The 22820-nt window shown below is 58.0% G+C and carries 10 protein-coding genes; 5 read left to right on the top strand and 5 right to left on the bottom strand.

Features of this window, described 5'->3' with window-relative positions; genetic code table 11:
- Position 1: 1 nt before the first annotated feature.
- Both AABB31_RS10105 and AABB31_RS10100 read right to left on the bottom strand, forming a co-directional pair.
- Positions 2-6454 (bottom strand): SDR family NAD(P)-dependent oxidoreductase, encoded by a 6453-nt coding sequence (locus tag AABB31_RS10105; RefSeq protein WP_373635706.1) that lies wholly within the window; start codon positions 6452-6454, stop codon positions 2-4.
- A gap of 272 nt (positions 6455-6726) precedes the next feature.
- Positions 6727-7485, bottom strand: coding sequence for a WecB/TagA/CpsF family glycosyltransferase (locus tag AABB31_RS10100; protein ID WP_342078271.1), 759 nt, complete (start codon positions 7483-7485; stop codon positions 6727-6729).
- A 152-nt stretch (positions 7486-7637) separates the two neighbouring features.
- On the opposite strand from AABB31_RS10100, the gene AABB31_RS10095 reads away from it, so the two are divergent.
- Positions 7638-8498, top strand: coding sequence for a glycosyltransferase family 2 protein (locus AABB31_RS10095; RefSeq protein ID WP_373635705.1), 861 nt, complete (start codon positions 7638-7640; stop codon positions 8496-8498).
- 92 nt (positions 8499-8590) lie between these two features.
- Entirely contained in the window at positions 8591-9856 is a 1266-nt protein-coding gene (locus AABB31_RS10090) for a glycosyltransferase (RefSeq protein ID WP_373635704.1), read from the top strand.
- Positions 9857-9900: 44 nt separating this feature from the next.
- Here the strand turns inward: AABB31_RS10090 and AABB31_RS10085 are convergent, their stop codons facing one another.
- The gene (locus AABB31_RS10085; RefSeq protein WP_342078276.1) at positions 9901-12009 is read right to left on the bottom strand and encodes an NAD-dependent epimerase/dehydratase family protein; all 2109 of its coding nucleotides are present in this window, start codon (positions 12007-12009) and stop codon (positions 9901-9903) included.
- A 21-nt stretch (positions 12010-12030) separates the two neighbouring features.
- Positions 12031-13014, bottom strand: coding sequence for a glycosyltransferase (locus AABB31_RS10080; protein WP_342078277.1), 984 nt, complete (start codon positions 13012-13014; stop codon positions 12031-12033).
- A gap of 194 nt (positions 13015-13208) precedes the next feature.
- On the opposite strand from AABB31_RS10080, the gene AABB31_RS10075 reads away from it, so the two are divergent.
- Positions 13209-14789 (top strand): hypothetical protein, encoded by a 1581-nt coding sequence (locus tag AABB31_RS10075; RefSeq protein WP_373635703.1) that lies wholly within the window; start codon positions 13209-13211, stop codon positions 14787-14789.
- On the opposite strand, the gene AABB31_RS10070 is transcribed toward AABB31_RS10075, so the two are convergent.
- On the bottom strand, positions 14786-15736 hold the full coding sequence (locus tag AABB31_RS10070; protein ID WP_342078852.1) for a hypothetical protein: 951 nt from the start codon (positions 15734-15736) through the stop codon (positions 14786-14788). The two genes, AABB31_RS10075 and AABB31_RS10070, sit on opposite strands and share 4 nt — an antisense overlap.
- Positions 15737-16476: 740 nt before the next feature.
- Here AABB31_RS10070 and AABB31_RS10065 point away from each other — a divergent pair.
- Together AABB31_RS10065 and AABB31_RS10060 are read left to right on the top strand one after the other, a co-directional pair.
- Positions 16477-20829, top strand: coding sequence for a PA14 domain-containing protein (locus tag AABB31_RS10065; RefSeq protein WP_342078280.1), 4353 nt, complete (start codon positions 16477-16479; stop codon positions 20827-20829).
- 169 nt (positions 20830-20998) lie between these two features.
- Positions 20999-22801 (top strand): ABC transporter ATP-binding protein, encoded by a 1803-nt coding sequence (locus tag AABB31_RS10060; RefSeq protein WP_342078281.1) that lies wholly within the window; start codon positions 20999-21001, stop codon positions 22799-22801.
- The last annotated feature ends 19 nt before the right edge of the window (positions 22802-22820 follow it).

Raw genomic sequence — 22820 nt, 5'->3', positions numbered from 1 at the left:
TTTATTCTGCCGCCATCTTTGTCACGTCCACCGGTTCATCCGCCTCTGCAGCGACGATGATCGCTTTCATCTTCGTAGCCAGGACGCGCACATTGGGTTCCAGGACCATACTGTCATGATCGCCCGGAACCTCGATCACCTCGAGATCCGACAACCAGCGACCCCAGTCATTGTCTTCAAACACATATTCCTTCCCTGCCGAGATCCATTTGCCGCCCGACACCTTGTAGAATTTATCCAGCGGGGGCCGGAACAGCGCGACAGTCCCATCCCATGGGCGCAGATCAAATTGCGGCAGGGCCTTGTAGAATGCAGCCTCGATTGCGGCATCCTGGAACTGGTTATCGTCGGCGCGGACAATGGTTGCCCGGTCCTTCTTGCCCAACTCCCAGGCGATCCGGTTCTTGGCCCATTCGATGAAATATTTCGGCCCCTTGGCCCGCAGCTCGTGCAGCTTGATCAGGGCCTTGTCGACCTTGTTTGGCACAGGCCGCATGGGCAATGGCGTATCAAGCATCACCACGACGCTGACGGTTTCACCCATCGCCTCAAGCTGGTGCGCCATCTCGTAAGCGGTCAGACCCCCGCCAGAGAAACCACCCAGCATATAGGGGCCATGTGGCTGCACCTGTTGCAGTTCCTTGATCATGTCTGCTGCGGCTTCGGCCAGGGTTTCATGCGGGGGCTCGTCTCCCAGAAGCCCACGCGCCTGAAGCCCGTAAAAGGGGCGATCCTGCCCGATCAGATGCGCCAGGTGCCGCAGGTTCAGCACATTGCCGAACATGCCAGCCACAAGGAAGAACGGCGTCTTTGGTCCGCCCTCGCCTTTGTGCATGGCGACCAGATGGGTAAAGCGGCGCTTTGGGGCGGCCTTTTGCCCGCTGCCTTCGGCGGCACCGTCCGTGTCTGTGTCACCACCGGTCCGTTCGGCGATCAGGGCGGCGCATTGCGCAATTGTCGGTGCTTCGAACAACACCGAGATCGGGAATTCGGTCCGATACGCCTTTTTGATCATCGCAAACAGGCGGACGGCGATCAGGGAATGACCGCCCAGATCAAAGAAGCTGTCAGCCACCCCAACCTGATCGACACCCAGAAGATCCTCCCAGAACCCGACAAGGGTGCGTTCGATATCGGTCGACGGGGCCACGTATTCGCTGTCCAGTTCAGGCCGCTGGAATTTCTGCCCGTCGCCCGCATCGCCTGCATCCACGATATTGGCCTGTGCAATCAATGTCGGCAGATCGAGGGATGAAATCACCACCTGACCCATCCCGGCAGAGACAGCGCGCGCAAACGCGTCCGCCCCTTCTGCGGGCTGAATGCCCTGGCTGATATTGTGCTGCAACCGTTCTTCGGCCGGTGACAGTGGCTTGTCTGCCGCCGGATCTCCGTCGAGGAATTCAACCTCGCTTGGGCTTGGGGCTTTGGTTGCGGCAAAGCCGCCTTCAAGTCGGTGTATCGTGAAGCCCTTGATTTCAAGGCAAATATGCCCATCCGCATCCGTCAGGGTGATGTCAAAGCTGGCAAACGGATTGCTGGTGGTGTTCGCGCCGGCATTGCGCACATGGCTATAGATGTCGGCGGGAAGCGGGCCAAAGATCTGAACGCTGCCATAAGATACCGGCACCCAAAGATGGGTGGCCTGATATCCGTCGATCAATTGCATCGCCCAGCCTGTGGCAAGATCCATCAGCGCGGGGTGCAGGTGATATCCATCTGTCAGATCACTGCGGAAAACGGCGGGCAAGGCCAGTTGTGCAATCCCTTCGCCGGACCCGTAGGCCATCGTGCGCAGAACCCGCCACCGGGGCCCGAAATTCAGGTGTTCCTCTTGCGGTGACCGATGCCCGTTTGGATCGTCGGCATGTTTCTGGGGGCAGCGGGACTTGACGGCGGCTATGTCTAGCGGGGCAGGGGCCCTTTTGTCAGTAAGTGCGATATTGGCCTGCGCGTTCAGCGCGAACCCCTCGCGGCTGCCCACGCGCACATCGCTTTGGATCGTGACAGTATAGCCCGCCTCTGTCCGGGTCAGCCGCAGCTGCATCTTGCGCGATCCGGTGTCGGACACATCAAGCGGGCGGAAGAAATAGAGATCGCTGATCTCGAAAGGACCGGTTTCGCCCTGCGCGCGCAACGCCTGGGTGATCAGTTCCAGATAGCCGGTGCCGGGCAACAGCGCCTGCCCGTCGATGGTGCGGTGCTGGTCCATGATCCAGGCGCCCACATCATAGGTGGCGGTAAAGATCCGGTTGCCGTCGCGGTCAAATGTCGTCTCGTCCAGCAACGGCGCATCGACCGGGAGCGCTGGTGCAGGCGCACCCGTTCCCAGCCTTTCGGCCATCGCGTCCGCGGCCATCCCGACCTCTGACCAGATCCCCCAATTGATCGCCACAACATCTGTTTTGCCGCCCTGCCTGCTTTGGGCAAAGGCGTTCAGGAATGTGTTGGCGGCCACATAATCGACCTGGCCAGCAGGGGCGGTGACGGTGGAGGATGACGCAAACACAACCATCAGATCGAGCGCGCCATCCGGGAACAGGGTATTCAACACCTGCGTGCCGTGAATTTTGGGCGCAAAGACGGCCTCGACCTCGAACTGGTCCTTGGTCAGCAATGGCGCGTCGGCAATGACACCAGCGCCATGGATCACCACATCAAGACTGCCGAACCGGTCTTTGACCCGTTCGGTCATGGCGCGCATGTCTTCCAGATTGCACACATCAGCGGCGACGGTCATCACCTCGGCGCCCAATGCCTCGAGCCGCTGGACGGCGGTGATGCGGCGCGAGATACTGTCAAACGGGCCATTGTCACGCAGATAGGCCGCGCGATCAGCGGCGTCAGGCAGCGGGTTGCGTGACAGCAGGACGATCTTTGCGTTGCGGGTCTGGATCAGGTTTTCAGCCAGTGTCAGGCCGATCCCGCCAAAGCCGCCGGTGATCAGACAGACAGCGCCGTCGCGCACCTTATGTGTTTCCACCTGCGGGAACGGGGCGGGTTGATAGGACAATTCCAGCCGCTGGGCGCCGCGATAGGCGGCTACGGTATTGGCCGGTTTGGCAATGGCGTCCTGCAACAGCCGCTCTGCCAAGTCATCCAGGCCGCCATCGCGCCCCTTGCGCCGACTTCCCAGACCCTTGGGCAGGGCCACATCGACAACCGCGCAGGTCACGCCGGGCAATTCGCGGGGCATCACGCGGGCAGGCCCCATGATCGTGGATTTCTCGGGATAGGGCAGGGCCTCGCCATTGACCGATGCCGCCCCGCTTGTGACGGCAGTAATATGGATCGGTTTGGGCAGGCTTTCATCCGACAGGGCCTGCGCAAGGAACATCAGGCTGTAAAACCCCTGTTCCTGATTGCGGTGGAAGAAACTGCCACCGGGGCGGAATGTTTCGGCCGCCGTGACCAGCCATAGATGCACGATCCGGGCGGGCGCACGCCCGCTGGCCAGAAGATCGGCGATCAGTTGGTCATACCCTTCCCGGCCCCGTTCAGGCGCCAGCACGTAATTGCCATCTGCTGTCCGGCCAAAGCTGTCGCCGGCATGCACTTCGGTCACGCTGTGACCTTGCGCTGTCAAACGGGCAGACAGCTTGGCGCCAACGCCGGCCTCATCCATGAAGATCAGCCAGCTTTGGGGGGCAACGGGCGCGCCGTCGATGCTGAATGTGCCGTCCACCGCGACATCAATCTGCGGCAGTCGGTTATGCCAGACCGGGCGATAGGCCCAGTCGGACACATCTTCGACCCGCATCGGCAAGGACGCGGGCGCCAGTGCGGTTTCGGCGGTGCCGGGCGCGATGAAATATGGATTTCGCTGAAAGGCGTAGGTGGGCAATGGCAGGCGATGACGCTTGGCCTCGCCCCAGATCTGGCTCCAGTCCAGTTCATATCCCAGCGCCCAGAAGCGGCCGAACACGCTGATGAAATAGGCGTCATCGGCGATGTCCTGATTGGGGTGGCGCAGGGTGCTGATGACCTGCTGGCCAGGCACGGCGCCATGGGCCTGTGTCAGGGATGACAGGGCCTTGCCGGGGCCCACCTCGATATAGATGCGGTTGGGTTTTTCGGACAGGGTGGTGATGCAATCGGCAAAATTCACCGTGTTGCGCAGATGGGCAACCCAATAGGCGGGATCTGTCGCCTCTGCATCGGTCAGTTCCACGCCACTGCGGTTGGAAATGATCGGGATTTGCGGTGCATTCAGCTGGATTGATGCGAGATAGGCCTGAAAGCGATCAAGGATCGGTTCCAGCATGCGCGAATGGGCGGCGATATCAATCTGGATCCGCTGGCTTTCAACCTCAGCTTCCGTCAGGCGGGTGGTCAGCGCGTCAAGGGCCGCTTGCGGGCCCGACAGCACGGTCAGCCCGGGCGCATTGACGCTGGCCACGTCCAGATCATCGGCCATGAAAGGCTGCAGATCGTCCAGCGACAGCGGCACACTGATCATGCCACCGGCGGGGACAGTATCAAACAATTGCCCACGCAGATGAACCAGCCCGATGCAATCCTCAAAGGTCATGACACCTGCGAGACATGCAGCGGTGTTTTCGCCCATCGAATGGCCAACAAAGGCGGCAGGGGTCACGCCCCATGACATCCAAAGCTGCGCCAGCGCATATTCGGTGATCATGATCAGCGGCAATTGCACTGATGGTTTCTGCAGTTCCTTGGCGGCTGCGTCCTCGGCCCCCGCCTCGGGCAGCCAGAGGGCGCGAATGTCGTAATCCAGCTTGGGTTGCAGGATATCAAGACCCTGATCCATCCAGTCCTGAAACACCGGCTCGGTCTCGTACAGATCGCGGGCCATGTTCACATATTGCGCGCCACCGCCGGGGAACATGAAAACCACGTCCGGATTGGACAGTTCCGTGTGCGAGAAGACACGGCGCGGGTCGGCCTCTTCCAGGATATCCGCAGCCTCTGCGGCCGTTTCAGCAACGATGACACGCCGCTTTTCAAAGGCGCGGCGGCCCTCTTTGAGGGTGAATGCGACATCGGCGAGGTTGATATCGGGATTGTCGCGCAAATGCGCGGCAAGCGCGGCACTATTGGCATCAAGTGCCGCTTTCGAGCGGCCCGAGATCGTCAGAATGTGAAATGGCCAATCGGATTCGTCCGAGGCGGGCCGTTCGGGGGCTTCTTCCAGGATGACATGTGCGTTGGTGCCACCAACACCCAGCGAATTCACCCCCGCGCGGCGTGGTCCCTTATGCGACGTCCAATCCTTGAGCTCGGCATTCACGCTGAACGGGCTGTTGTCAAAATCAATGGACGGGTTTGGCGCTTCATAGCCCAGGCTGGGCGGGATCTGCTTGTGATGCAGCGACATAGAGGTCTTGACGAGGCTTGCGACCCCTGCGGCTGTATCAAGATGGCCGATATTCGTTTTGACCGAGCCGATTTTGCAAAATTGCGTCTCATCTGTGGTTTCGCGAAAGGCGCTGGTCAGGGCGGCAACTTCAATCGGATCACCCAGATAGGTGCCGGTCCCGTGGCATTCGATATAGTCGATCGTGTCGGCGGTGACGCCGGCCATTGCATGCGCCTCGGCGATCGCGGCGGCCTGACCTTCCACGCTGGGGGCCAGATATCCAGCCTTGGCAGAGCCATCGTTATTGACGGCTGATCCCTTGATCACGGCCCAGATGTGATCGCCATCGGCAATCGCGTCTTCCAGTCTGCGCAAGACGACCGCGCCCGCGCCCGACCCGAATACGGTGCCTTCGGCGCGATGATCAAAGGCGTGGCATTCGCCATCAGGGGACAGGATTTCACCATCTTCAAAGATATAGCCGCGCCCGTGGGGCAGCTCGATTGTGACCCCACCGGCCAGCGCCATGTCGCATTCGCCGTTCAGCAGCGCCTGACAGGCATAATGCGCGGCGACAAGCGAGGTTGAACACGCCGTCTGCATGCTGATCGACGGCCCCTTGAGGTCAAAGACATGGCTGACCCGGGTGGACAGGAAATCCTTGTCGTTGCCGGTGTGACGCAGCAGGAACATGCCGGTGCTTTGGACCAGATCAGGGTTCGAGCAGACATTGAAATAGAAGTAGCTGCCCATCCCGCAGCCCGCAAAAACGCCAATCGGGCCGGTAAATGTCTCGGGCGGATGGCCTGCATCTTCGAACGCTTCCCATGACACTTCCAGAAACTGGCGGTGCTGGGGGTCCATGATGGCGGCTTCCTTGGGGGATAGGCCAAAGAAATCGGCGTCGAACATTTCGAACCCGTCAAGCATGGCAGCAGCGGACACATAGTTGCGATGACGCATGCGGTCAGGGCTTTCGCCCGCTTCAAGCAGCGTGGCCTCGTCCAGCTTGCGAATTGCGGATTTGCCATCGCGCAGGTTCTGCCAATAGGTCGCCACCGCATCCGCACCAGGCAAATGCGCAGCCATCCCGACAATTGCAATGTCGTTTTCGCGTCCGTCCATACTCATTACTTCATACTTCCCGACAGAATCTTCGATCCTGTTCTAAAACTAACTTTTGGCAAATTTGAGACAGGCAAACCAACCTGCTCACACCAGACCTTTAAAATGACGAGTCAGCACGCACCGTTCTAACCCGTTTTCACAAATTAATGAACTGTTAACACTTTTCTCCGTTAACGGATGCCAAAATTGTGGCTTGGCAGAAACATGCGATTGCTGCGGTGTTCTGCTCAAGTCACCGGATCCGCACTTGCCATGCCGATTTGGCCGCAGGCGAATCAGGTATCTGGCTGCGCGCTTTGCGGTTTTCGCCATGATGCCAGCGCAAGACCCGGGAGGACAGCTGCGCAAAGCGCATACCGCTTGGCCAGTCTTTTGGGGTTGGTCATCATGCGCCAGAACCATTCCAGCGCCAGCTTTCGGACCCAGACCGGCGCCCGGGTTTGATGGCCCGCAATGAAATCAAGGCCCGCGCCGATGGAAACGAACCCGCAGCCGGGGGCAAGATCGGCCCCGCGGATCGCAAGCATTTCCTGCTTGGGCGCACCAAGTGCCAGAAAACAAAGTCCCGCGCCGCTTTGGTCGATTTCGCGCAATGCGGCCGCTGCCGCATCACCTTGCGGGTCAAAACCAAAGGCCGGGGCGATTTTTGCGACGATTTTCAATGTGGGGTGCTGATCCTGCAAGCGTCGCGCCGTCAAATCCAGCGTCGCCTCGGTCGACCCGAGCAATGCGATGGGCACGCCTTTGTCGGCGGCGATGGCGACCAGTGGGGCAATCAGTTCCGATCCGGGGATCAGATCGACCTTGCGCCCGGCCAGCTTGGCCAGCCACACAATCGGATTGCCGTCTGCCACGATGTGGCTGTGGCGCCCATATGCCGCCTCGAACGCCGGATCGCTGCGCATCTTGACGATGTGGTCAAGGTTGATCGTGGCGACGGTAAACCCGGTGCGCGCCACCATCCGCGTGGTCAGATCATCCAGCAGGGCCGCGCGATCTGGAAAATTGACATAGGCAATCGGGTTGTCGGTCATACGTATCCTCGGCGGCTAAAATATCACGCAGGGCAGGCCTGCTTGCATCTAATGTTTGCAAAAACCGTCATTGTCATGTCACAGCAGGGCGGTGCTGTCCAACCCAAGTGACCGCGACGGATACTGATCCTGATTTTTTTGAGATTTTGACGATGAACCAGTTGCAAACACAGACGGATACTTCCGACATTATAACCGTTATTATCGCCGCGCGAAATGAGGAGGCTTTGATCACCGCCTGTCTGACGGCCCTTTTGACGCAATCGGATGCTGCCGGCCCGGTCGAGGTGATTGTCGCCGCGAATGCATGTACGGATCAAACCGTCAACGTTGCACAGCAACAGACGCAGGCCTTTGCCGATAAAGGCTGGTCGCTTGTCGTGCTGGACCTTGCCGATGGTGGCAAGCTTGGTGCGCTGAATGCGGCAGACGCGCAGGCCCGGGGCGGTTGTCGCATCTATCTGGATGCTGACGTGATCTGTAGTCCAGAGTTGCTTGGCCAAATTCGGCAGGTCTTGCGCAATGATGCCGGGCTTTATGCGACAGGCACGTTGGTGGTCGCCCCGGCCCAGACCTGGGTGACCCGCGCCTATGCGCGCATCTGGACGCAGCTGCCCTTTGTGAAATCCGGCGCTGTGGGGGCCGGGTTTTTCGCGGTCAACGCTGCCGGTCGCGCCCGTTGGGGCGCTTTCCCTGATATCATTTCCGACGATACCTTTGTCCGGTTGAATTTTACCCCGGCCGAGCGGGTTGAGGTTCCGGCGACCTATATCTGGCCCATGGTGGAAGGGTTTGGCAACTTGGTCCGGGTGCGCCGCCGGCAGGATATTGGTGTCGCTGAGATTGCCCAGAAATATCCCGGATTGATCGAAAACGAGGGCAAGGCACGCCTGCGCAAGCAGGATCTGTTATCCATGGCCCTGCGGATGCCAATGGCCTTTGCTGTCTATATGAGCGTGCATGTCATGGTGCGCATGGGCCGCCAATCCAAGGAATGGACCCGAGGCCGATAAGTCACAGCCGGTCGCTGCCACGCCGATTTGCTTTGACAGCCCGGCCCGGCTGCGGGATTTAGCCGATATTATAAAGCGAGAGTATTTTGATGATGTCCGACCCTGTTATCCCTGCCCATGGCAAGATTGCGTACCTGACCGGCGAGTATCCGAAGGTCTCGCATACGTTTATCCAGCGCGAGATTGCATCGCTGCGCGCGCATGGGGCCGAGGTGCTGACCTGCACCGTGCGCCGGGCCAACCCCAAGGATGTGGTCGATGATCAGCTTGAAGAGCAGGCCAACACTTTTTGTATTCTTGACGCGGCCCGCGCGCCCCAGCGGTTGTTCGGTGCGCATCTAAGCGCGCTCAAGAACGCGCCGGGGCGTTGGTTTTCCGCCTTGCGGCTTGCCTTTCGCACACGGCAACCCGGCCTGAAGGCACTGCTTTATCAAATGTTCTATTTCGCCGAAGCGGGCGTTTTGGCGCGGCATCTGAAATCCGAAGGTGCAGTGCATCTGCACAACCACTTTGCCAATTCCAGCGGCACGGTTGCGATGCTGACCAGCGAGATTTCCGGCATCCCGTTCAGCTTTACTGAACATGGCCCGGCGATCTTTTTCGAACCGGAACGCTGGCGGATTGATGAAAAGGTCGCCCGCGCCAAATATGTGGTCAGCATCAGCCATTTCTGCCGCTCGCAACTGATGCTGTTTTCAGATCAGTCCCATTGGTCAAAGATCAGCATCGTGCATTGCGGCGTTCTGCCAGACAATTACGGGCGCAAGCCGCGTGATCATTTTGGCAAACGCATCCTGTTTGTTGGTCGGCTTGATGCGGTCAAGGGCGGCCCGTTCCTGCTGGAGGCATTTGCCGCGATCAAGGACAAGCATCCTGACGCAACGATGACGATTGTAGGCGATGGGGTGGCGCGCGGCGCGCTTGAGGCGCAGGCAAAATCACTAGGTGTTGCCGAAACGGTCACATTCGCCGGCTACAAGACCCAGGCCGAGGTTGCCGACCTGCTGGAAGAGGCGGATATGCTTGTTTTGCCAAGCTTTGCCGAAGGTGTCCCCGTCGTCCTGATGGAGGCCATGGCCAGCCACATTCCCGTCATCGGCTCGCGGGTTGCGGGGATATCCGAACTGGTCGAAGACGGCGTCTCGGGATTTTTGACCCAACCCGGCGATGTGCCGACGCTGACCGCACGTCTGGATCAGCTCTTGTCAGACCCCGCACTTTGCCAGCGCATGGGGCAGGTCGGCCGCAGGACGGTTGTCGATCAATACGACATTCATAAAGAGGCGGGCTGGCTGCTGCAGGTCCTGCGCGGTGCGGCCCGGGACGGGCAGTTGCGCCCTGATGAAGACCTGGCTTGATTTCAGGTTGGGCCGTCGCAAAATCAGCGACGGCCCTGACTGCTTTAGAACCCGAAAAGATTAGCCTCGACAATGGCACGACGGATGAATTCATCCTTGTCGCGGACCGGCTGCCAATCCAGATCTGCCTTGGCCTTGCTATTGTCGAATGGCGACAGATGCCCGCGCGATTTCCAGTCAGCCAGTGAGATCTGCGACAGGTTCCGCTTGCGCAAGACGTTCTTTTTCAACGTATATTTCAGCTTTTCAATCAGATGCAGCGCAATGAAAGACGAGCTTTTGACCCGCAGTCGTGCATTCATCGACTGGTGAATGGCGTCAAAGTAACCGCGGCCTGTCATCATCGGTTCGCCGATCAGGTTATAGTCTTTGCCAAGGATATCGTCGCGGTCGATCATCTTGATCAGCGCATCGGACACATCGTCAATCAGCACGAAGGGAAGGATGTTCTTGCCATTCCCCCAAAGCTGGACCGCACCTGCGCCGTTCCATTTGCCGATGCCCCAGTGTTGCAGCGGGCCGCCCTCGCCAATGACAATACCGGGCCGCGCGATAACCAGTGGCAGACCGCGCAGCTGGTGCATGTCCATCAACCGCTCTTCGCTCAGCGCCTTGGCGCGGGCATAGAGGTTGCGCGATTCGATATCGTCGCCGAACCCGGATGCCTCGGTGATGGTCTGGGCCGGATCGGACATGTCGTATGACGCAATGGTCCCGGTATAGATGAACCGTTTGACCCCGGCTTTCATCGCGGCCTCGGCGAGCCGTTCGGTGACGCCGATATCGTTTTCCAGATATCCTTCCCAAGTGGCGTTATCGGACTTGGCCAGATGATACACCACGTCGATGCCCTGCATGGCCTTTTCCAGACTTTCGGCGTCTTTCAGCGATGCGGCAAACATTTCAACCCGGTCAGACAGGTCAGAAAAGGGCCCGCCCGCGCCACGCGACAGCACGCGCACATCGCGACCGGATGCCACAAGCGACCGGGTCAGGTGGCGCCCGATAAAGCCGGTGCCGCCAACGACCAATACGGTGGGGTTCGGACTGCCCGCCGGGGCCGCTGGAATATCGGCAATGGCCGCCGCAGGCGCGCTGTTCACCACGGCTGCGATATTCTTGACGACCGTGGCCGCTGCATCACCGGAAAACCGGGCATCCATCGGTTTGTTGGCCGAAAGTGCGGTGTAGATGGCCTGCACCGTGTTGGTGAAACTCAGATCATAAGGGTTCTTGCGATTGAGCGAGGTCAGCTGCTTGGCCGCATTGACGGCCCCGTTTTTGATATTCTGTCCGGCCTGTGACAATTGCTGCGACAGCGGGCTGATGACCAGCTCGGCCGCGTTTTCGTAGCGCATGTTCAAGGTGTCTTGCGCATAATCCAGTCGGGCAACGGCGTTGGTGCCACGTACATAGACGGAACGGTCATCCACCCCTTCGACCAGCGAAATGTTGATGGCCACGTCAATGCTGCCCGCTTTGGCCAGAACCCGCCATGTCTGATGCCTGACCCCCAGATTGCCCGGCAGCGTGATAGGCTTGCCGGTCGATACCTGAATATCGGTCAATGCGCCGCCCAGATCGGTTGCAAAGGCAAAAAGATGCGGGCCGATTTCAAACAAGAGGTTCTGCGGTTCGCGCAGCATCCACAAATTATAGGGCCCAGACCGCAATGGGGTCAGCGGGAACCGCCAGTTGACCTCGACCGTGTCGATCCGGCCAATGCTGCCATCGGCGACCAGCTTTTTCAGCTTGGCATAAGATGGCAGCCCAAGGAAGTTGTGACACACCGCAATTTGGCCGGCCGAGGCTTCTTCGGCAGCAAGGATTGCTGCAGCCTCGTCCCTTGAAAGGGCAAAGGGTTTTTCCACAAAAACGTGCAGGCCGGCATTCAAACACTGGATGGCCAGCGGCGCATGGGTGTGCGGTGGTGTCAGAATATGCACGATATCGCAAACGCCGGCAGCGATCATATCATCCACCGATGTATAGGGCTGCGCCCCGATACTGCCTGCAAATTCGCGCGCGGTTGTTTCCGAGACGTCGCAAACTGCCGTGACCCGGCCCTGTTTGTTCAGTTCAACGGCAGAGGCATGGCGGGACGCGATATATCCGGCCCCGATCAGGCCAACACGCATTTCTTTCTGGGTCATTTTCAAAGTCCTGAACTTAAATCACTTATACTCGATAATCTGCATGGCAGCGCCACGCCTCTTGCGCAGGTAATACTGCACAAACCCAATCATGTTGGGAAACTTGGATATCACCATGAACACCGCATGGTGCAAGGCCTGATTTCTGGATTTTCCTGATCGCATCAGGTCGCGGGCCGTTTTGACATAAGAGGCCGCGTAAATCGCCAGCGCCCCAAGGGCCATCGGCCACCAAAACACCAGCCCAATCAAGAAGATCGCCGGTATGACACCGGCGTAGAGCAACACCCGGCGGCGGGGTGCGGCAAAGTAGCCCGCATGCATGTCGCCCACCTGTGCAAATCCATGGCCCGCCCGGGTCGCCCGCCGCCACCACTGGGTGAAACTGCGGATTGCGGCATCATGCCGGGTCATCGACAGGGGCAACCGCCGCAATGTCCAACCGGCCTGACCAATGCGAATGCAAAACTCGTCATCTTCGGCTGCGATCACGGTATCTTCAAAGCCACCGACCTCATCATAGGCGGTGCGGCGGACCATCATGTCGCCGCCACAGGCGGTGATCGGTCCGGCGGGCGCATGCCATTCGTCATCACAGATCGCGTTGTAGACACTGTCATTGGGTTTGATTTCAGACCGCCAGCCGGTGATCACCCCCAGTTTCGGATCCGCGGTCAGCGTGTCGGCAGCCTTGGCAAGCCAATCAGCCTCGACCTCGCAATCCCCATCCACGAATTGGACATATTCAAGCGTTGGATGACTGGCGACAAGCGCCTGATACCCCGCATTGCGCGCACGCGCTGCCGTGAAGGGCACTGACATATCCAGATCAACAATCTCAACGCCAAGACCTTTGGCGAAGGACACACTGTTATCGGTCGATCCGGAATCGACATACACAACCGGGACATCGCCGCCCGCGATCGAATTCAGGCAGCGGACCAACCGGTCGCCTTCATTGCGCCCGATGGCCACAACACCGTAATTTGCCAACATATTACTCATCGCAAGGTCCTTACTCATTAATTGACCGCAAACCAACACGCGCAGGCACTTGTCCCGGCAAGTGATGCAATTGCAGAACGGCTTTTTCGCAAACGCAGCGAATTCTTTGCAAATGCGGCAACAACCACGCTGCGATTGCCAAATATACGGCCTTTTTACTAGCCAGAATCGGCCCAAAAATGGTTTAAGATCGCATGCCGAGTATTATTGCGTATCTTGTTTTCTTTTCCTGGCCGCTTGTGGTGTTCCTGATTTTCCGCAAGCTGGATCTGGTGCCTGCCATCGTCTGGTCGATGCTCGTGGGCTTTTTGATGTTGCCGCTACGGGTCGAGATTGATCTGCCCGCATTGCCGACAATCTCGAAATACGAGCTGACGTCGCTCATGGTCGCGATCATGGCCTTCGTCAAACTGCGCGAGGCAGAACAAGCCCGGCAATGGGCGGCCAATGCGTCCGGTGTGCCAGTGGCACCGTCTGCGCCACCGGCCCGAAAGTCAAAGATGCGGCTGGTCACCAATATCATGCTGGCGATTGTGATTATCACCCCGCTGATGACGGTCATGAATAACAGCGACCCGATCTTTGCAGGGCCCACCTACATCCCCGGGCTTCGTGTCTATGACGCGCTGTCGATGATCGGCGGCAAGGCGTTTGTGCTATTGCCGTTTTTTGTGGGCCGACGGTTTTTGACGACCCCGGAAAGCCATGTCGTCATCCTGCGGGTTCTGGTTCTATCGCTGATGGCATATACGGTTTTGGGCTTTTACGAGGTCCGGATGAGCCCGCAGCTGAACCGGATGTTCTACGGGTTTTTCCCGCATTCCTTCTTGCAGCACATTCGGGCCGGGGGCTTTCGGCCGTTGGTTTTTCTCAGCCACGGCTTGATCCTGGGTATCTTCATGACCCTGGCAATCCTGTCGGCTGCGGCAATGTGGCGGCACGCGAAATCAGTTGGTGAGAGTTCCTTTTTTTGGGCGTTCTGCACGATTTGGCTGCTGATGTCGCTTTACATGTTCAAAAGTGTCGGCGCCTTTGTAATCGCGGTTCTGCTGTTGCCTGTGGTGCTGTTCACACGGGTGCGGACACAGCTTTTGGTCGCCGCGGTGATGGCGGTTGTCGTACTGCTCTATCCGGTTCTGCGCGGTGCGGGCTATATTCCAACGGATGAAATCCACGAAATCGCCCTGCAATACAGCGAGGATCGGGCCCAATCGCTGGAATTCCGACTGGATAACGAAGACACGCTGCTGGCCAAGGCGAACGAACGTCCGCTTTTGGGTTGGGGCAGCTGGGGGCGCAATCAAATCTACGACAGCGTGACCGGCGAGATGACCAGCGTCACGGATGGGATCTGGATCATTATTATCGGTACGGCGGGCTGGGTCGGTTATCTTGCCCAGTTTGGGTTGTTGACCGTACCCCTTGTGTTGTTTGCACTTCACGCGCGCAGGCTGGATGTGTCCGTCGCCACCGCCGGTCTGGCGATTGTGCTGACCGCAAACATGATCGACATGCTGCCCAATTCGGGCATGCGCCCGTTCACATGGTTGATCGCGGGCGCGCTGGTCGGGCGCTTTATCGCGGTCAGGGAAGGGACGCCCGCGGCCGATGTACCGCGCGATGTTGAAACCGCAACACCAGCAGCGACGCCCGCATCAAATGGTCTGATTGTGCGCAAACCCCGTGGCATGCCCGGACAACATGCGGAACCTGATATCGCGCCGGATATGGTCGCCGCAGGCGCTGGCGGACCGAAACGCCGGGTGCGGCGCTAGCTGTTATCTGGCAATCCGGCGCGCGGGTAATTGCGGACCACGTCCCAGACGGTCGCCTGCATCAGGCGGGCGGCCTCTTCTGTCGGGGCATCAGCCATCGTGCCGTCTGCCCGGACAAGCTGATGCGGCAGTCCAATCGGCGAGCTTTGATAAAGGACTGCGTAATGGGTTAGCGCGACCAGATAGGCGCCCAGATCGCTTAGATGTATTTCATCGGAAAACAGGTCCTGTCGGTTGGTGATACCATCAACGCCGCCCTGATCTTCGACCGCGCGGACAAATTGCGCCATCACCTGCCCGGCGGGAATGACATAGATCGGGCGGATAGGCTCACGATCAGCGAGCGCGGGGCGCAGGATCTGCCCCTCCCAATGGCGGGCGAGATCCGCGTCAATCCGGGCGAGCCATCCATCCGGGTCGTCCAGCGGATGCCATGTCTCGTAAAGATAGACGCGCAGTTCAGGTTTTGCCGCCCAACCGGCATCCGCCCATTTGCTCAGATATGCGGGACTGTCGAAATGTTTGATGGCGTCCTTGATCTCGACCATCTCGGTCAGGATCAGCGCGTCATACTCTGCGGATGCGAGCGCTTCCTTGGCATCGCGATAGCGGGGATGGTCGTTTTCTTCGGCAAAGCCATTGATCGGCGTGTCGGGATCCCAATGCGCCTTCAGCGGGGTGCCCCAGCCAAGTTGGCTTTCGTATCGGTGGCTTTGTCCGGTCAGCTGGGCGAGCATTGCGGGCATATCACGACCCACCAGACTATGCCCCAGATGGAAGACCCGCTGCGGGCCAGGTGCGACGGCCTGCGGGGTTTCATACAGCGCGTCGAAACGCGACTGGTCCAGACCGCGCGGGATCGCCAGACGTATCACCACGGCAATGGCCGCCAGTACCAGAATAGAAAGAACTATCAGCTTGCCGCCGCGCATCATGACCGCTCCCATACTCAATAAACAGGTCCCTGTAATATGGTGATCCTAGGACAGGTTTGCCATGCAAGCGCAAATATTTTGTGCCCAAGCAGTGGCATTATGCCCTGCGTCAAAACGAATCGTGACATGATTCAGCATCGCGGATACGCGGTATGGTTGCATTTGAGTCGTATTCTAGGAACACACTGCCAAAAAATAGCCACATTTCAGCAGGCTAGCGCCAAACGCTTTGTGCGCCTGACGGAAACAATGCATTGATACGCGACCCTGCGATCGGCGGAAAATGGGGGGGTTCCGCTTGGTGTTTTCAATAACTCGGCAAGATGTCGCCCGAAATTGTCAGACGACGTGCGCGTCAGTTGATCCATTTCGGGGCGGTCCATATCACCAATTTAGGGGAACCAAAGTTGATGAGGACGATAATGCAGACGGACACCAACCCAAACACAGGTAACGCTTTGTATATCAACGGCTTGGCAGCAGTTTTCGCCAGCCGGCTCTTTGGTGGGAAATAGAGAAAATCCAGCTTAGGACGGGCTGGGCAACAACAGAAGACGGCTTCATCGTTAGGCATTTGTTCAGAAACAATCCGATATGAGTTTCGCAACAAAAAGACGACTGGTAAGGCCACAATTAGGACGCAATCGGGACATTCGGCAGCCAATTCAATCGACGACAGTACGCGTGATGCAGGGGCAGACATCGCGCCGTGCGAAGAAGTGCCGGGTTGATCCCACCAAGAGGACCAGAAGATGAGAAGAGTTCACGATCCCAGGTTCGAGGTTCCGGTTTTTGGAACCGGTTTCTATGCAGAGTATTTTGTTCTTCCGACCAGCGTTGAAAGTCTCGACGAAATTGACTTTGACGCGTCACCCGACATGGCAGCGAATGTGCAATCTCTGGATCATTTCTGGGATTTTGGCACCTTCTGGGACGGGGGCGCGACCGATCTTTTCGCGGCGCGTTACAGTGGCGAGCTGGATGTCGAAACTGCTGGCACCTACACGTTTTCGCTCAATTCCGATGATGGTTCCGCACTGTACATAGATGGCGAGCTGGTGATCGGAAACGATGGCCTGCACGCCGCCGAGGAAGTTCAGGCGACCGTCGAATTGACCGCGGGATCGCATGATATCGAAATCCGGTATTTCGAAGCATATGGCGCGCAGACATTGCGCCTGATGTGGGAAACGCCCGACGCGCCGGGCAGCATGACCCTGATTGATGGCGACGACGTTAGCTATAACAACAGCGCTGCACCTGCTGACGACGATGTCGCAGATGCGCCTGCTGACGATGCGTCTGATGACACACCCGTTGACGACACCCCGGCAGATGACACCCCTGCTGACGACGGTGGGCAGCCGGCCGATGATACGCCGAATGGCGACGCACCCGATGCTGGTCTTGAGGTAGACTTCTTCGTTATCAACAAGCGCTCCAAAAATCCATTTAATGTGGATTTTGATCGTACACCTGATCGGACAGAAGTGATCGACAATGTCGATTTCACCAGCTGGCAGAACCCGATTTGGCGCGACGGCTGGTCGTCATTCTTTGGCGCACGGATGTCGGGCAATCTTCATGTTGAAGAGGGCGGCGAGTACATTTTCTTCCTGACCGCTGATGATGCCTCAAGCCTTTACATCAATGGCGAACGTCTGATCGACTTCAAGAAATTGTATTGGATCACGTCAAACTCGGTCACGATCGACCTTGAGGCTGGCGTGCACGATATCGAATTGCGTTATGTCGAAAAGCGCGGCTCGCAAAACCTGACCCTGGAATGGAAGGGTCCCGATAGCGATGGCGTTCGTGCCGTTATCGGTGCCGATCATTTCAGCCATGGCGAAGTGCCTGCGGCCCCCGTACCCGATCAGGGCGACACTGCGGGTGACGATGCCGATGGTGATATTCCCGACAACGGTGACACCGATGGTGGGGCAAGCCAGGATGATGGCGGCCACGGCGGCGGTGGTGATACTGACGGTGGTGATACTGACGGCGGCATGGACCACGGCGACGGCGACCATGGCGACATGGGTGGCGATGATACCGACGGTGGCGACACTGACGGCGGTATGGACCACGGCGATGGCGACCACGGCGACATGGGCGGCGGCGATACCGACGGTGGCGACACTGACGGCGGTATGGACCACGGCGATGGCGACCACGGCGACATGGGTGGCGGCGATACCGACGGTGGCGACACTGACGGCGGTATGGACCACGGCGATGGCGACTATGGCGACATGGGTGGCGGCGATACCGACGGTGGCGACACTGACGGCGGTATGGACCACGGCGATGGCGACCACGGCGACATGGGTGGCGGCGATACCGACGGTGGCGACACTGACGGCGGTATGGACCACGGCGATGGCGACCATGGCGATATGGGCGGCGACGATACCGATGGTGGCGACACTGACGGCGGTATGGACCACGGCGATGGCGACCATGGCGATATGGGCGGCGATGATACCGACGGTGGCGACACTGGTGGGAGTGGCGGCCATGATGACCATGGCGGGCACGGCGGCGGTGATGTCGACTTGCCAACCACGCCTGCCGAGATCGAAGCCTTTGTCGCGGCAGCAATGGCAGAGCCTGAGGCACACAATCATCACACCGATTCCGGCATGGCGATGGAACATGGTCAGCTGCTTGATCTTGTCCCACGTGCCGAGGCCACACATATCGCGGTTGCGAATGGCGACTGGTTTGATGCCAGTACATGGTATCAAGGGCGCATTCCTGATGAGGGTGCACAAGTACTGATCCCGAAAGGTGTTTCGGTCACTTATGGCGGTGAAAGCGACGAATCGCTGTTTACCGTGCGCGTTGACGGCGAACTGTCTTTTGCGACCGACACTGACAGCAAGATGGTTGTTGATACATTTGTTGTTTCCGGCGATGGCCGGTTGGAAATTGGGACTGCAGAGAACCCAATTGATGCAAATGTGAATGTCGACATCGTCATTGCCAATAACGGCGATATTGACGTCAGCTGGGATCCGACATTGCTGTCTCGCGGGTTGATCTCGCACGGCGAGGCGGAAATCCACGGCGCGCAAAAGGACTCTTTCCTGAAAGTGTCCGAGGCGCCGATGCGTGGCGACACAACGCTTGATCTGGCCGAAATCCCGGATGGTTGGCAGGTTGGCGACACAATTGTGATCACCGGGACACACAAGACCGGTTGGCAACAGTGGAATGCCGGGCATGTCGAAAGCGAAGATGAAGAGGTGACGATCACCGCCATCAACGGCACCGAGATCACCTTTGACCGCGCGCTTGAACATGACCATGACACACCACGTGACGACCTGTTTGCCTATGTGGCCAACACCAGCCGGAACGTGACAATCTCTAGCGAAGATGGTGATGCGTCAGCGGTGCATCATCGTGGGCATGTCATGTTCATGCACAGTGACGAGGTTGATGTGCGCTATGCGGCATTTGATGATCTGGGACGGACCGATAAATCGGTCGAGGCCTTTGATGTCAGTGCCCTGGGCTCTGTTTCTGCTGACAGCAACGTGAAGGGGCGGTATAACTTCCACTTCCACCGGACCGGCACCGAGGATCAGGACGATCCGGCAATGGCGGTTGGCAACTCTGCAAGTGGCAGCCCGGGTTGGGCATTCACGCATCACTCGTCCAACGCCAATTTCACGGACAACGTCGCGTTTGATGCCTTTGGTGCAGGTTTCGCTGCCGAAAGCGGCGACGAAACAGGTATCTGGCTGCGTAACATGGCGATCCGGTCCGAAGGCGTTGGCCCGGGCGACTGGGCGGCCAAGTTCCAGGGTGATGTGGACCGTGTGGATACCGGTCGGACCGGCGATGGCTTCTTCTTTGCAGGACGTTTGGTTGAGGCGGCAGAAAACGTCGCGGTCAACACCACAAACGGTTTTGTCTGGATGCATCGTGGGGCCGGGGCTGATCCGCTGAGCATTGGTCTTGATCATTCCGAGATCGCCTATGGCGACGAAACCATGGCGGTGAACCTGACGCCGATCCAGGGTTTCCGGGACAATGAGGCGTTTGGCACCCATACCGGGTTGATGGTTATCAAGGATAACGCGGCGCAACAGCAGCACGAGATCCGCTCTCTCTTTGACGGTTTCCTTAACTGGGAAACCGCGGAAGGTGTGAATATCAGCTACACTGCGCACTACACGCTGAAAGACTTTGACCTGATCGCAGCACGCGATGAAGTGCCATGGTTTACCAGCACCGGGGTTGAGATCGGCGCGATGGCCTTTGACATGGTGTTTAACGGCATCCAGATGGAAGGTTTCAGCGTTGGCGCAAATCTGGAACAGCAATTCTTCCGTGCTGTGTCGGATGAGGATGTTGACCACATCTTCATTGATATGGAACTGAACGGCGTTGGACGTGACTTTATCGGTTACAATGGTGCACGCCATCACGTACTGACATCCGCTGATTTGACGCCTGGACAACTGAGCCTGGATCACACCGGTGATACAACCCTGAGTGAGGGCGAAGACTTTAGCCTGGGTGGTATCAAGACCGACTCGATCGGGACACGTGAACGCGAATATGATGGCGATCCGCTGAACCTGCAATTTGCCGATGAGATTGCGCAAATTCTGACAACGGATGGGTATTATAAGACCCAGAACGGTGACAACGTTGTCATTATCGAGGACTTCATCGTGGATCGCGCTACCGGCGAGGTGCAAAAATTCGCGCATGTGGTGACGCTGGATATGACGGATCAGCAGTTGCAGAACAGCTGGGCCCTGAACAACTACTTCAATGGCGTGGTCTTTGCAGGGAACATCACCGTTGGCGGCTCTGCGCCGACAACGCGCGATGATAGCGCCTCCACCCAGATGGATCAGGCTGTTGTGATTGATGCGATCGCAAACGACTTTGATCGGGATGGTGACGAGCTGCGGGTTGATGGGTTCATGGATCCGGCACATGGCGACGTCTACATGCAGGAAGACGGTCAATTGCTGTATCAGCCAAACATTGGCTATACCGGCACCGACAGTTTCCGCTATTGGGCCGCCGATGACGAAGGCAACTTCGTTGACGCAACTGTCACGGTCGAGATCCTGTAATTCTCTTGCCGGGGGCAATGCTGCAAGACAGTGTTGCCCCCGCGCACATAACCGGGTGTCGCGGCTGAACCTGCTATACTTCGGACAAGAGATGGTCTAGAAAATGATATGTGCTTCGGCACATTTTTTTTTGTAATTCACGTCTCGTTTTTAACTATAGAATGGTTTCATGATTAAGACATATGGCAAGGTTCTTTCGCTCTTCAACGCGAGTGAAAAGCGCACATTCTACCTCTTGATGGTCATGATGGTGTTTGTGGCATTCGCCGAAGTTGTCGGCATATCGTCGGTCCTGATGTTCCTCAATCTGTTGGCCAGCCCCGAAACCGTGCAGGACAGCACGTTTTTTGGCGGGCTTTATGATTTCTTCGGGTTTGAGACGACCTATGCCTTCTTGATTTTCATGGCATTTGTCGTGTTTGCGGTTGTGCTGCTGAGTGTCATGATCAAAGCGCTGAGCACATATGCCATCATCCGCTTTGCCACGATGCGCGGCTATTCCCTCGCCTATCGCCTGTTGCGCATTTATCTGGGCCAGCCCTATAGCTGGTTTCTGACCAAGAACAGCGCCGAGATTGCCAAGAACGTCCTGCGTGAAATGGACTATCTGGTCTTTACGGTCATCATCCCGTCACTAAAGATTATCTCGGGTACAATCTCTGTTCTGGCGATTGTGTGCTTTCTTGTGGTGGTGGATCCGTTTGTGTCCATCCTGTCAGCGGGTTTGCTGGTTGGGTCTTATGCCCTGCTATACCGCGGATTGCGGCGCATCATTCAGCAGGCCGGCAAGCGCATTCTTGAAGCGATTGATCAAAAATACCGTATCGTTGGCGAGGCGACAGGTGGTTTCAAGCAGGTCAAGCTGCAAGGGTTGGAAAACAGCTATATTCAGCAATTCAAGGGTCCTGCCTATGATCACGCGCGCTTCGCCGCCCGCAATCAAAGCCTGGCCGAGCTGCCTAGATTTGCGCTAGAGGCACTGACCTTCGGGATCATGCTGACGCTGATCCTGACCCTTTTGTTGCGCAGCAGCGGTGATTTGGTCGCCATCGTGCCGACCCTTGGGATTTTTGCATTTTCCGTTGTCCGCATCCTGCCCGCCATCCAGCAGATTTATCATAGTCTGGTTTCCGTGCGAGGCGGGTCAGAACTGCTCGACCATTTGATCGCCGAGACTGGCACCACCTTGCCCGATGACGTTTCATTTGATGAAGAGGTCAGCAAGGACACATTGCCGCTGGCGACGTCGCTGGATCTGGAAGATGTGTCTTTCGGCTATGATCAGGCGCAGCGTCAGGCAATGGATGGGCTGAGCATGCATATTGATGCCCGTACCACGATTGGCATCGTGGGCGGGACAGGCGCTGGCAAGACGACGTTGATCGACCTCATCCTGGGTCTGCTGACCCCGCAAGAGGGCCGTATGATCGTTGATGGGGTCGAGATCACCGACGATAATCGGCGTCATTGGCAAAATACCATTGGCTATGTCCCGCAAGATATTTTCCTGGTGGATGATACGATTGCACAAAATGTTGCCTTTGGTGTGCCGCCCGATCAGATCGACATGGAGGCCGTCGAAAAGGCAGCCAAAACCGCAGCCTTGCATGATTTTGTGATGGAAGAGCTGCCCGAGAAGTATCAAACCGAGGTCGGCGAACGGGGTATCCGTCTTTCGGGTGGTCAGCGCCAGCGGATCGGTATCGCCCGTGCGCTCTATACCAATCCCAGCCTGCTGATCATGGATGAGGCGACATCTGCATTGGACAACGTGACAGAGCGGGTCGTGATGGAAGCGGTCCACAACATCCGGGCCGACAAGACCGTCATCATGATCGCGCACCGCCTGACGACGGTGAAGGAATGCGACCAGATTTTCCTGCTGCAGCACGGCAAGGTCGTCTCATCAGGGACTTATGACAAGCTTGTCGCCGAAAACGCCACATTCCGTGAAATGGCCGAAGGCGTCTAGGGCGCGCCTTCACGCGCCC

The organism is Yoonia sp. SS1-5 (assembly GCF_038443705.2).
Classification (GTDB): domain Bacteria; phylum Pseudomonadota; class Alphaproteobacteria; order Rhodobacterales; family Rhodobacteraceae; genus Yoonia; species Yoonia rhodophyticola.
Note: the sequence above shows the minus strand (reverse complement) of the source record. Positions and strands in the feature narration are given on the sequence as shown.